The organism is Microbacterium sp. JZ70 (genome assembly GCF_053903225.1).
The window spans coordinates 836,654-849,141 of record NZ_CP096405.1; the positions used below are offsets into that span (position 1 = coordinate 836,654).

General features: G+C 70.6%; 9 protein-coding genes. 7 read left to right on the forward strand and 2 right to left on the reverse strand.

All coding sequences use genetic code 11. From position 1 onward, the window contains the following. Window positions 1-34 precede the first annotated feature (34 nt). The 7 genes from M1D46_RS03765 (at window position 35) to glgX (ending at window position 8,841) form a co-directional block, all read left to right on the forward strand. A complete protein-coding gene (locus M1D46_RS03765; protein ID WP_271174597.1) occupies window positions 35-994 on the forward strand; it encodes a tripartite tricarboxylate transporter substrate binding protein in 960 nt (319 codons plus the stop codon). Further along, window positions 994-1,512, forward strand: a complete 519-nt coding sequence (locus M1D46_RS03770) for a tripartite tricarboxylate transporter TctB family protein (RefSeq protein WP_271174596.1) — start codon at window positions 994-996, stop codon at window positions 1,510-1,512. Before M1D46_RS03765 ends, M1D46_RS03770 begins: the two co-directional genes overlap by 1 nt. Further along, window positions 1,509-3,164 (forward strand): tripartite tricarboxylate transporter permease, encoded by a 1,656-nt coding sequence (locus M1D46_RS03775; RefSeq protein ID WP_324012984.1) that lies wholly within the window; start codon window positions 1,509-1,511, stop codon window positions 3,162-3,164. Before M1D46_RS03770 ends, M1D46_RS03775 begins: the two co-directional genes overlap by 4 nt. Continuing rightward, the gene (locus M1D46_RS03780) at window positions 3,161-4,030 is read left to right on the forward strand and encodes a dihydrodipicolinate synthase family protein (RefSeq protein WP_324012982.1); all 870 of its coding nucleotides are present in this window, start codon (window positions 3,161-3,163) and stop codon (window positions 4,028-4,030) included. The genes M1D46_RS03775 and M1D46_RS03780 overlap by 4 nt, the downstream gene beginning before the upstream one ends. Before the next feature lie 9 nt (window positions 4,031-4,039). Beyond that, complete coding sequence (locus tag M1D46_RS03785) at window positions 4,040-5,671, forward strand: fucose isomerase (RefSeq protein ID WP_456286659.1); 1,632 nt, start codon at window positions 4,040-4,042, stop codon at window positions 5,669-5,671. A 34-nt stretch (window positions 5,672-5,705) separates the two neighbouring features. Then, window positions 5,706-6,602: a ribokinase gene (locus M1D46_RS03790; protein WP_456286660.1), complete on the forward strand. Its 897-nt coding sequence runs from the start codon at window positions 5,706-5,708 to the stop codon at window positions 6,600-6,602. A gap of 82 nt (window positions 6,603-6,684) precedes the next feature. Beyond that, a complete protein-coding gene (glgX, locus tag M1D46_RS03795) occupies window positions 6,685-8,841 on the forward strand; it encodes a glycogen debranching protein GlgX (protein ID WP_456284420.1) in 2,157 nt (718 codons plus the stop codon). A gap of 21 nt (window positions 8,842-8,862) precedes the next feature. On the opposite strand, the gene glgP is transcribed toward glgX, so the two are convergent. Beyond that, window positions 8,863-11,433: an alpha-glucan family phosphorylase gene (gene glgP / locus M1D46_RS03800; RefSeq protein WP_456286661.1), complete on the reverse strand. Its 2,571-nt coding sequence runs from the start codon at window positions 11,431-11,433 to the stop codon at window positions 8,863-8,865. A 76-nt stretch (window positions 11,434-11,509) separates the two neighbouring features. Next, window positions 11,510-12,331: a hypothetical protein gene (locus tag M1D46_RS03805; RefSeq protein WP_456286662.1), complete on the reverse strand. Its 822-nt coding sequence runs from the start codon at window positions 12,329-12,331 to the stop codon at window positions 11,510-11,512. Between the last annotated feature and the right edge of the window lie 157 nt (window positions 12,332-12,488).

Below are 12,488 nucleotides of genomic sequence, written 5' to 3' on the forward strand. Positions count from 1 at the left end.
AGAGCCCGTCGGTTCCGCGCCGAGAGGAGCAATGATGCCCCGGTACATCCGTTTCACCGCAGCGTTCGCAGCGGCAGGCCTGGCCGCGACCGCGCTGGCTGCCTGCACGCCGGTGGCTGAGGGCGGCGACAGCTCGTCCTATCCCGAAGAGGACATCCGCCTCATCATCCAGGCTGACGCGGGAGGCGGCTCCGACCTCTCATCGCGCGCGCTCGCGACGGAGCTCGAGAAGATCCTCGGCGTCAGCGTGATCCCCGAGAACATGCCCGGGGCATCCGGAGCGCTGGCGATGGAGTACGTCGCCGAGCAGGAGCCCGACGGCTATGTCATCGGCTTCGGTCCGGTCGAGATCTCCATGCTGAACACGACCCAGAACGCAGACGTGCTCCCGGAGAACTACGACCTCCTCGGACAGATCATGCTCGCGCCCGGCGTCATCTCGGTCAGCGCTGACAGCGGCATCGAGACGCTCGAGGATCTCATCGCGCAGGGTGAGTCCGGCGCGCTAACGGTTGCCAATTCCGGCGCCGGCTCGATCTGGGAGGCCGCCACTCTCGGCCTCGGCGACGCGACGGGGGCCCAGTTCACTCCGGTCGCGTACGACGGCGGCGCGACGGCGGTGAGCGCCGCTGCATCGGGTGAGGTCGTGGCCGCGGTCTCCGGAGTCGGCGAGGCTCTCGCTCAGGCTGAGTCGGTCCGGATCCTCGCCATCATGCACGACGAGCGTCATCCCGACCTGCCCGACGTCCCGACGGTCGCGGAGGCGATCGGCGAGGAGATCGAGTTCGGCGGCTGGGGTGGGATCTACGCCCCCGCAGGGCTTCCTGACGACGTGCACGACACCCTCGAGTCCGCGATCGCGGAGGCGGTCGAGACCGAGTCCTACCAGGACTTCCAGAAGAGCTCGGGCAACCTCGTGGTGTACCGCGACTCCGCGGAGTTCACGACCTTCGTCGACGAGCAGTTCACTCGCTTCCAGGAGCTGCTCGGCTGATGAACGTCGACGCTGAGGCGGAGCCGGGCACAACGCCCCGCCCCTCTCGAGCACTCGAGATCGCTTTCGCAGGCACCGCCCTGGTCTTCTGCGTGGTCTACTTCGCGCTGGGGCTGCAGATCGAGCTGCGGCGCGAAGTGCCCGGTCAGATGGACGCGCGCACCTGGCCGCTCGTCCTCGGCGTCCTCGGAATCGTCGTCTCGCTCGTGCTCGTCGCGATCGCGATCACCCGACCGCCGTCGACGAGGAGCGACCTGGAGCGCGTCGCCGTCGGCGGCCCGCTCAGGGTCGTGCTCACGCTGCTCGTCTCGGGCGGGTTCCTCGCTCTCTGGTCGTTCTCCGATGTGATCGCATTCGGGTACCGCATCCAGCTGTTCCCGATCGCGGCGGCGATCTACCTGGTCGCTCTGCTGCTGCTCTTCGGACAGCGGCGCCTGATCGGACTCATCGTCTATCCCGTCGCGGTGACGGCCTTCGTCTACGTCGTCTTCGGCCTGCTGTTGAGGATCCCGCTATGAACCCGCTGATCGAGGGCCTGTCGTCCCTCATGGACATCTCCGTCCTCCTGTACATGTGCGTGGGACTCCTCCTCGGCTTCCTGGTCGGAGCGTTCCCCGGCATCACCGCGACGATGGCCGTCGCGCTCGCCGCCGGGTTCACCATGACGCTCGACCCTGTCCAGGGACTCGCGGTCCTGCTCACCATTTACGTCGCCGCGAACTTCGGCGACCGGGTGCCGGCCATTCTCGTGAACACGCCGGGCACACCCGCGTCGGTGGCGACCACGCTCGACGGATACCCCATGGCGAAACAGGGAAGAGCGGGGCTCGCCCTGACCATCTCGGCGATCGTCAGCGCGGTCGGGATCCTCGCCTCCGTCATCCTCTTCGCCGCACTCGCCGTGCCGATCGCGACGCTGGCCAGGAACCACTTCCGCTCGCCCGAGCTGTTCGCCCTGGTGGTGTTCGGCATCGCGATCATGATCGGCATCTCGTCGAAGTCCATGATGAAGGGGATCCTCGCGGGCCTGATCGGGCTCATGCTCGGAACCGTGGGCACCTATGCCGCGACAGCGGACCAGCGCTTCACCTTCGGAGTGCTCGAGCTGTCGGAGGGCCTCAACTTCATCGCCGTCATCATCGGGCTCTTCGGCATCGCGGAACTGCTCGATCAGCTGCTCACGCATCACGCATCGAAGGTGCGTCCCATCTCGTCGCTCGGGCGCTGGTTCCCGAACGGCCGCGAACTGCGGCAGACCGGGCGAGCGGTCGCGGTGAGCGGCGCGGTCGGCCTCGGTGTGGGTCTGGTTCCCGCGGCAGGCGGCGACATCGCCGGTCTCATCGGATGGGAACGGGCGCGCGCGGTCTCGCGGCACCCCGAGATGTTCGGCAAGGGATCGATCGAGGGAGTCGCGGCTTCGGACACCGCCTCGAGCGCGACTCTCGGCGGGTCCCTCACGACCACCATGGCGCTCGGCATCCCGGGCGACTCCGTCATGGCCGTCATGATCGGCTCGATGATCATCTGGGGCATCACCCCGGGGCCCACGCTCTTCGCCGAGCGCCCGGAGCTCGTCGTCTCGATCGCGACGATCATGATCGTCGCGACGGTGCTCTCCCTGGCGCTGAGCCTCGTGCGCATGCGCGGGATGGTGAAGCTCCTGGACATCCCGCGGCCCTATCTGTGGAGCGGCATCCTCGTGTTCTGCATCATCGGGACCTACGCCACGTCGAACAGCCTCTCGGCCGTCATCCAGATGCTCGTGTTCGGTGTCGTCGGGCTCGCCTTCAAGCGCCTCGAGATCCCCGCAGGCCCCGTGGTGCTCGGCCTCCTTCTCGGTCCCCTCGCAGAGCAGAATCTCGCTCGCACGCTGGCGATCCTCCCGACCGAGCCGTTCTTCAGCGTGGTCAGCCCGATCGCACTCGTGCTCATCGCTCTCGCGATCGCCTCGATCATCGTGCCGGTCGTCCGCAACGCGCGGCGATCGCCCGAGCAGCGTCGGTCCTTCGCCGAATCGGTCCTCAGCGAGGACACCGTCGCCGAGATCGAGGAGGCGCACGACGAGCTGCGCGCGCGCCCGGATCTGCTCACATCGACCATCCGCAACGACGAAGCCGACCCTGCGCGCGAGCGCACGGCGCGAAAGAACCGCAAGGAGCCCCGTTCATGACCCGCCGAGACATCCTCACCGCCGTGCCGACCTCGTTCCTCGCGGACGGCCGACTCGACCTCGAGGGGAGCCGCGCGATCTTCCGCTACGTCGCGGAGTCGGGGAACGAAGGGGCTTTCGTCCTCGGGACGACGGGCGAATTCCCGGCCGTCGACGACGCCGAGTTCGCCGAGCTCGTCGAGGCCGCGCTGGCGGATCTCGCCGACGCCATGCGCGTCGTCGTGCACGTCGGGGCGACCAGCGCGTTCGAGGCGGTCCGCCGCGTGCAGATCGCCCGACGCCTGGGTGCCCGCGAGTTCGCCGCGGTCACCCCCTACTACCTCCCCTCGTCGGAGGCCGGTCTGTTCGCGTACTTCGCCGCCATCTCCGAGGCGGTCGGCGACGGGCAGCTGTACGTCTACGCGTATCCGGCCCGCACGGGGAACCCCGTCTCGCCGGAGCTTCTGGCCCGCCTCGCCGAGCTGCCCAACGTGGTCGGGATCAAGGCCAGCGAGCTCTCCCTCGAGCAGATCGCGGCCTATCGCGCGGCGGTGCCCGCGGACTTCGTCATCTACACGGGAGCGGATCGCGACCTCGTCGCGGCCGGAGAGGTCGGCGCCCAGGGCGTGGTGTCCGGAGTCTCGTCGGTGCTGCCGAAGCCGTTCCGTGCACTCGCAGCCGCTGCCGACTCCGGTGACGCGGACGCGATCGCCCGTGCGCAGGCCGCCGTCGACGACGTGGTGTCGGTCATCGGCGGCGACATGCCGCGCATGAAGGCCGCCTACCGCGCGATGGGGGTCGCGGATGGCCGCTGCCGCATGGCGCTCGACGAGCCGGACGCCGCCGCCCTCGCCGAGATCGACCGCGTCATCGCGACGCACCGCTGAAGGAGCCCCATGTCCTACGCATTCCCTGAACCGTCCACGCGGCCCGCCCTCGCCCCGAAGACGGCGTATCTCATCGCGTCGGGCGATCTGCGCGAGTCCGCGAACGTCGCAGGATGGCCCACGCAGGTCGCGCTCGAGTCCGCGGTGACGCGTGTGCTGAACGACCTGGGGTGGCAGGTCATCCGCGCCAACGACGTCGATCCCGCGACGGGTCACGGGTTCATCTCGAGCCAGCGGATGGGCCTCGAGGTGTTCAAGGCGATCCCGGTCGACGCGCCGCTCATCGTCGCGGAGGCGGTGTGGCAGTACTCGCATCACGTCCTGGCGGGTCTCCGCACGCATCGCGGGCCGGTCCTGACGGTCGCGAACTTCGCGGGCGACTGGCCGGGCCTCGTCGGGCTCCTGGGCCTCAACGCGGGCCTGACGAAGATGGGCAAGGACTACGCCACGATCTGGTCGACCGACTTCCAGGACGAGTGGTTCCGGAGCGGGATCCGCGAGTGGGTCGAGACCGGTCGCATCACGCACGACGCCTCGCACGTCCGCGCGCTCCCGTCGCTTCCCGACACCCCCGAGGTCGAGCTCGGCCGGGCGCTGGGCGATCAGCTGCTCGCGGACAAGGCGATCATCGGCGTGTTCGACGAGGGCTGCATGGGCATGTACAACGCCATCTTCGACGACGAGCTGCTGAACCCGACCGGCATCTACAAGGAGCGCCTGTCGCAGTCCGCCCTGTACGCCGAGATGCTGACGGTGCCGGACGCGGAAGCCGACGCCGCCCGCGACTGGCTGGTCGACCGCGGAATGAGGTTCCGCTTCGGCAGCGATGAGGCGACAGAGCTCACCGAGTCGCAGGTGCGCTGGCAGATGAAGATGTACATCGCGGCGCTGCGCATCGCCGATGACTTCGGCCTGGACGCCGTGGGCATCCAGTACCAGCAGGGCCTCAAGGACCTGGTTCCGGCCTCCGACCTCGCCGAAGGGCTTCTGAACTCGACCGAGCGGCCGCCCGTGCTCTCCCGCGACGGCGACCGCGAGCTGTTCGCCGGCCGTGCTCTCCCGCACTTCAACGAGGCCGACGAGGGCGTCGCGGTCGATGCGCTCGTGACCGACCGCGTGTGGACGGCGATGGGACTCGTGCCCGACAACACCCTGCACGACGTCCGCTGGGGCGAGGACTACGAGGGCGACTTCGTCTGGGTCTACGAGATCTCGGGGTCGGTTCCCGGGTCGCACCTGGGCGGGTGGGACAAGGCGGAGGGATGGCGGCAGGACCCGGTGTTCTTCCCGGCGGGCGGGTCGACGATCAACGGCGTGTCCCGGCCGGGGGAGCTCGTCATCTCGCGGGTCTTCATCGCGGACGGCGTGCTCCAGGCCGACATCTTCCGCGGAACCGCGATCGAGCTGCCCGAGGAGGAGACCGCGCGCCGGAAGCAGGCGACCAACCCCGAGTGGCCCATCGCGCATGTCGTGCTCCACGGCATCACGCGTGACCAGTTCATGGCCCGGCACAAGGCGAACCACGCTCAGGTGGTCTACGTGCCCGACGCCACCACGGCCGACCGGGCGCTCGTCGCGAAGGCGGCCATGCTCGACCGCATGGGCATCCGCGTGAATCTCGTGGGGGACGTGCGCCTGTGACCGGCGAGACCGGGCGCGCACTAGCGTGGACGTCGTGAACCGCACGGGCCCCATCGTCGTCCTCGGCAGCGCCAACATGGACCTCGTCACGCGGCAGCCGCGTCTCCCCGAGCCGGGCGAGACGATGGCCGGCTCCGACTTCTCGACGGGCGCCGGCGGCAAGGGCCTCAACCAGGCCGTCGCCGCCCGCCGCGCGGGAGCCGAGGTCGCGTTCGCGGGCGCGGTCGGCGACGACGGGTTCGGGCGCGAGCTCCGCGCCTTCCTGGAGGGCGAGCGCATCGCGACCGCCGCGCTGCGGACATCCGCCGCGCCGACGGGCATCGCCCAGGTCAGCGTGCTCGACGGCGGCGAGAACAGCATCGTCATCGTGGCGGGCGCGAACGGCGAGGAGGAGCTGACGGATGGCGACCGCGCGCTGATCGCGTCGGCTGCGGCCCTCGTCGTGCAGCTCGAGCGTCCGCTCGCCCTCGTCGAGCGCGCCCTCGCCGCAGGCCGGCAGGCCGAGGCGCTCACGGTGCTCACCCCCGCCCCGGTCGACGCCGAGGCGGCGCGACTGCTGCCGCTCGTGGACATCCTCGTGCCGAACGAGTCGGAGGCGCTCGCGCTGTCGGGCGCGTCCGACGTCGAGGCCGCCGCGCGGCGCCTCAGCGCGGAGGCGGGCACGGTCATCGTCACGCGCGGGTCGAAGGGCGCGCTCATCGCACGCGGCGGCGACATCGTCGCCGCGGTCGCGGCGCGCGAGGTGGAGGCCGTCGACACGACCGGCGCGGGCGACACGTTCGTCGGGGTGCTCGTCGCGTGGCTCACCCGCGGCGAGCCGCTCGAGGCGGCCGTCGAGGCGGCCACGGCGGCTGCCGCGATCGCGGTGACCCGGCCCGGGGCCGCGCCCGCGATGCCGACGCGCGAGGAGATCGATGCCGCGCTCGGGTGACCGGCGCGCATTGTGTCCGTACTGTGGCCATCCGGTTACCGGAACGGCGGGTTCTGTCATCTGAGCCTGGGACAATCGCCCTGTGAGCCCGGAGATCTGGACCCGCATGGGTGAGACAGCCGCCATCTGGCCAGGACGCAACTGGCCGCTCGGAGCGACCTGGAGCGAGGAGTCGACGAACTTCGCGGTCTACGCGCCCAACGCGACGCGCGTGTGGCTGTGCCTGTTCGATGAGAACAACTCCGAGACGCGGCACGAGCTCACCGAGCACTCCCAGAGCATCTGGCATGGCGCCCTTCCCGGCATCCGCCCCGGGCAGCGCTACGGCTACCGCGTCGACGGCCCGTGGGATCCGGCGCAGGGTCTCCGCCACAACCCGCAGAAGCTCCTCCTCGATCCGTACGGCCTCGCCACGAGCGGCACGATCATCGCCGAGCAGCCGATCTTCGGCGTCCGCGAGGACGACCCGGCCGTGCGCGACGACACCGACTCGGCCGCGTACACGGCGCGGAGCGTCGTCGTGGACCCGTCGTTCGACTGGGGCGACGACGAGCCGATGAAGACGCGCTGGCGCGACACGGTCATCTACGAGCTGCACGTGAAGGGGTTCACGAAGCTGCACGACCGCGTCCCCGAGCACCTGCGCGGCACCTATGCGGGCCTCGCCGAGCCGGCGGTCGTCGAGTACCTTCGCGACCTCGGCGTCACGGCCGTCGAGCTGCTGCCCGTGCAGCAGTTCTTCTCGGAGCCGGGCCTCCTCGAGCGCGGGCTCGTCAACTACTGGGGCTACAACACCCTGTCCTACTTCGCGCCCGATGCGGCGTACTCGTCGTCGGGTGATCGCGGCGAGCAGGTCGACGAGTTCAAGCGGATGGTGAAGGCGCTGCACGGAGCGGGGATCGAGGTCATCCTCGACGTCGTCTACAACCACACGGCGGAGGCCGGCCCCCACGGGCCGACCCTCTCGTTCCGCGGGCTCGACGACCGCGGCTTCTACAAGCGGCTGATCCCGGAGAACGGCGGGTTCGACGACACCTACTGGGATGTCACGGGCTGCGGCAACACCGTCAACACGGGCGACCCCTACGCGCTGCGCCTCATCCTCGACTCGCTGCGCTACTGGGTCACCGAGATGCACGTCGACGGGTTCCGGTTCGACCTCACCTCGGCGCTCACGCGCACGGGCTACGACATCGACTTCGCGTGCGCGTTCCTCATCGCGGTCGACCAGGACCCGGTGCTGCGTCACGTCAAGCTCATCGCCGAGCCGTGGGACGCGTCGATGGACGGCTACCTCGTCGGCCGCCTGCCGCAGCCGTGGGTCGAGTGGAACGACAAGTACCGCGACACCATCCGCGACTTCTGGCGCGGGCACGCGCAGATCAAGGACGTCGCGACGCGGCTCGCAGGCTCGAGCGACCTCTACGCCGACGACGGGCGCTCCGCGTACAACTCGGTGAACTTCATCACGGCGCACGACGGCTTCACCGTGCGCGACCTCGTCAGCTACGACCACAAGCACAACGAGGCGAACGGCGAGGACAATCGCGACGGCACCGACAACAACCGGTCCTGGAACCACGGCGTCGAGGGCGAGACCGACGACGCCGAGATCGTCGCACTGCGCCGTCGCCAGGCCGCGAACCTCATGATGACGCTGTGCCTGTCGAACGGCGTGCCGATGATCACAGCCGGCGACGAGCGCGGCCGCACGCAGCGCGGCAACAACAACGCCTACTGCCAGGACAACGAGATCTCGTGGATGGACTGGCGCCCCGACGACGCGTGGCTCGACGTGTACGAGCTCACCAAGGCGGCGCTCAGGCTCCGGCGCGAGCACCTGGCGCTGCGGCAGCGGCACTGGTTCGAGGGGTCGCCGACGATCAAGGGAGGCCCGGCCGACCTCGTCTGGCTGCACCCCGAGGGGCGCCGCATGCGCACGGCCGACTGGGCGGATGGCGGGCTCAGGACCATCGGGATGTTCCTGTCCGGCGGTCCGCTGCGCGAGCCGGGCCCGCACGGCGAGCAACTCGTCGACCACTCGTTCCTGTTCTGGTTCAACGCGGGCGAGACCGAGGTGACGATCACGTTCCCCGAGAACGAGTGGATCAGCATGGGCGACGTCGTGCTCTCGACCGATGAGGCGGTGCCCCCGGGCACGCGCGTCACGGTGGAGGCGCCGCTCGTCATGGCGCCGCGCACCGTGGTCGTGATGCAGTCGCTGCAGGCTCCGCTCTGACGCGGGCCGGGCCGCTCGACCCTACGCGGTGGCGACCAGGCCCAGCTCGGCGACCGAGGCGAGGTGCTCCTCCTGGGGCACGACGCGCACGGTGTACCCGAACGCGCCCGAGCGGTCGAGGGTGGTCCCGCCCGCGAAGCAGACCCGTCCGCCCTCGTAGCTCTCCACCGGCGAGAGCGCCGTGTACGTCGGGTCCGCGATCTCGTCCTCGCCGACCGCGCGCCCCGAGACGAGCTGCACCGCGACATCCGCCGGCCGCAGGTCGCCCAGCGCGACGAACGCGCGCACCGACAGCTCGGCGCCGACCTCGGCGGCGTCGCCAGGGCCACTCGACTCGACGTGCTCGACGCGCACCGCGTGCCATCCGGCCGCGACGCGCGCCTTCCAGGCCGCGAGGTCGATCGCCGCGGCGAAGCCGTCGTCGAGCGCCCGTCCCGACGTCGCGGCCGGCGCATAGAGCTCGGTGACGTAGTCGCGCACCATGCGGGTCGCGAGCACCTTCGGGGCGAGCGACACGAGCGTGTGCCGCACCATCTCGAGCCAGCGGATGGGCAGGCCGTCGCCGTCGCGGTCGTAGAAGCGCGGCGCGATCTCGCGCTCGACGAGGTCGTAGAGCGCGGCGGCCTCGAGGTCGTCGCGCTTGTCGGGGTCGTCGAGGCCGTCGGCCGAGGGGATGGCCCAGCCGTTGTCCCCGTCGAACCACTCGTCCCACCATCCGTCGAGGATCGAGAGATTGAGCCCGCCGTTCAGCGCGGCCTTCATGCCGCTCGTGCCGCAGGCCTCGTAGGGGCGCAGCGGGTTGTTGAGCCAGACGTCGCAGCCCGGGTAGAGCGGCAGGGCCATCGCGATGTCGTAGTTGGGCAGGAACACGATGCGGTGGCGGACCTCGGGGTCGTCGGCGAAGCGCACGAGATCCTGGATGAGCTTCTTGCCGCCGTCGTCGGCGGGGTGCGCCTTGCCCGCGACGACGAGCTGGATGGGCCGCTCGGGGTCGAGCAGGAGGCGCTTGAGTCGCGCGGGGTCGCGGAGCATGAGGGTGAGGCGCTTGTACGACGGCACGCGCCGCGCGAAGCCGATCGTGAGGACATCCGGATCGAGCGCGTCGTCGATCCAGCCGAGCTCGGCCTCCGCTGCGCCGCGCTTGTGCCACGAGGCGCGCAGCCGATCGCGCGCATCGAGGACGAGCCGCTCGCGCATCGCGCGCTTGAGCTCCCACATGCGGCGCGACGGCGCGGTGTCGATCGCCTGCGCGAACTCCGCGGGGTCGCCGTCGGGGTCGGCGCCGAGCTCGGCCACGAGCTGCTGGAACTCGCGAGCCACCCACGTCGGGGCGTGCACGCCGTTCGTGATGGAGGTGATCGGCACCTCCGCCTCGTCGAACGCGGGCCACAGGCCGTGGAACATCTCGCGGCTCACGTGTCCGTGCAGCTGCGAGACCCCGTTCGCGCGCTGCGCGAGGCGGAAGCCCATCACGGCCATGTTGAACACGCCGGGGTCGCCGCCCGGGTAGCTCTCGGCGCCGAGAGCGAGGACCCGGTCGAGCGGCACGCCCGGCGTCGCGCCGTCGGATGCGAAGTACTGCTCGATGAGCGTGCGGGGGAAGCGATCGATGCCCGCGGGCACGGGCGTGTGCGTCGTGAACACGGTCGAGGCGCGGCACACCTCGAGCGCCGCGTCGATGTCGAGGCGCGGGCCCGCTGCGTCGACCGTGAGCTCGCGGATGCGCTCGAGCCCCTGGAACCCGGCGTGCCCCTCGTTGGTGTGGTACACCTCGGGCACGGGCGCGCCGGTCAGGCGGCTGTAGGCCCGCAGCGCACGCACGCCGCCGACGCCGAGGAGCAGCTCCTGGCGGAGCCGGTGCTCGCTGTTGCCGCCGTACAGGCGGTCGGTGACGGCGACGTGGTGGTCCGGGGCGCCCTCGACCGCCGTGTCGAGCATGAGCAGCGGCACGCGCCCGACCTTCGCGACCCAGATGCGCGCGACGAGATCGCGGTCGCCGGGCTGGGCGATCGAGATCGTCGCGGGCGTGCCGTCCGGCTCGCGCAGAGCCGTGATCGGCAGCTCGTCGGGGTCGAGCAGCGGGTAGCTCTCCTGCTGCCAGCCCTCGCGCGACAGCGCCTGCGAGAAGTAGCCGTGTCGGTAGAGCAGGCCCACGCCGACGATCGGGACGCCGAGGTCGCTCGCCGCCTTGAGGTGATCGCCCGCGAGGATGCCGAGGCCCCCGGAGTACTGCGGCAGCACCGCCGTGATCCCGAACTCGGGGGAGAAGTACGCGATCGCGCGCGGGCCATCCGCGACCTGGCGCTGGTACCAGCGGTCCTCGGCGAGGTAGCGCTCGAGGCTCGCCTCCGCCTGCCCGAGGCGCGCGAGGAAGCCGTCGTCACCGGCGAGCTCGTCGAGCCGCTCGCGCGAGACCGATCCGAGCACGTGCACGGGATCGTGCGTCGCGGCCCACGCGTCCGGCGCGACCTCGGCGAAGACATCCTGCGTGGCGGGATGCCAGGACCATCTGAGGTTCCCGGCGAGGCTGCCGAGCGCCGCGATCGGGGCGGGGAGGACGGGTCGGACGGTGAAGCGACGGATGGCGCGCATGCGCACACGGTAGTGCATGGACGTAGCCATGTCAGCACAAGGGGGTTGACACGAGGTGTCGGGGCGTGCGGCTCCGTCAGTCCTCGGGGGACGCGCCCCACGCCGTGTACTCGATCACGGTGTCGGCGGGCAGATCGAGCGTGTCGCTGCCGCCCCGGTACACGACGTCGGCCGCGATGAACTGGCGCGTGTCCTCGTCGAGGACGACGGTCACGTCGAACGCCGGCCGCTGCTCGGCGGTGACGGAGAGCGCGACGCCCTCGCGCCCGAGGCGATCGGTCACCGAGCCGAGCAGCTCGACATCGCCCGTCCACGTCAGGAGCTCGAGAGCCGCGGCGGACTGCTCTCCGGACAGCATCCATTCGTCGAGGAGCGCGTCGACCGCACCCCACACCTGTAGGCCGTCAGCCTCCTCGGGCAGATACGCACGCTCCCTGAGGTACGCCGCGAGAGCGTCGGCGTCCGATGGGGGAGATTGGTAGAACCATCCCTCGTAGCTCGCCTCGTCCCACTCCTCGGCGGTCATGCCCTCCGCCGCAGGCGGAAGCGGGAACTCCTTCTCGACGACCTCGCCGTCCTCGATCGAGTAGGCGTCGCCGGGGACCGTCTCGAGGTGGCCGGTGCCGTCGTCGTCCCAGACCCAGCGCGCCCAGAAGGGGGCGATGACGCGCTCATCCGCGATCTCGGGGTCGTAGTGCCAAGTGACATGCCAGCCGCCGCGCTCTCCGGCCGTGCCCGCGGTCTCCAGTGCGGCGAGCGACTCGTCCACGACCTCGTCGAGGGATGCCGCGAGCGGCGCGGTCTCGAGCAGGGGCGGTGTCACCGCCACCGCGGGTGCGGGCGCTGCGACCTGGGCGGCGACGACCTCGTTCCGACCGCGCGGTTCACGGGCGGTCATGGGGGAGGTTGTCGCAGGTGCGGGATCCTGACGCGATTCCCGAGACCGCGGGACCCTGAGCCCCTCCGCAGACATTCTGCGGGGCGAAGGGCGCCCCTGCCGGCGAGCCCATGTGCGGAGGTCGAGATCGACGCTGGATGATGTTGAAAATATCCTA

Bases quoted from the DNA above. Each gene is read 5' to 3' on its own strand.
- M1D46_RS03770 (WP_271174596.1), top strand. From the start codon at position 994: ATGAACGTCGACGCTGAGGCGGAGCCGGGCACAACGCCCCGCCCCTCT.
- M1D46_RS03765 (WP_271174597.1), top strand. From the start codon at position 35: ATGCCCCGGTACATCCGTTTCACCGCAGCGTTCGCAGCGGCAGGCCTG.
- M1D46_RS03805 (WP_456286662.1), bottom strand. From the start codon at position 12,331: ATGACCGCCCGTGAACCGCGCGGTCGGAACGAGGTCGTCGCCGCCCAG.
- M1D46_RS03785 (WP_456286659.1), top strand. From the start codon at position 4,040: ATGTCCTACGCATTCCCTGAACCGTCCACGCGGCCCGCCCTCGCCCCG.
- M1D46_RS03780 (WP_324012982.1), top strand. From the start codon at position 3,161: ATGACCCGCCGAGACATCCTCACCGCCGTGCCGACCTCGTTCCTCGCG.
- glgP (WP_456286661.1), bottom strand. From the start codon at position 11,433: ATGCGCGCCATCCGTCGCTTCACCGTCCGACCCGTCCTCCCCGCCCCG.
- M1D46_RS03775 (WP_324012984.1), top strand. From the start codon at position 1,509: ATGAACCCGCTGATCGAGGGCCTGTCGTCCCTCATGGACATCTCCGTC.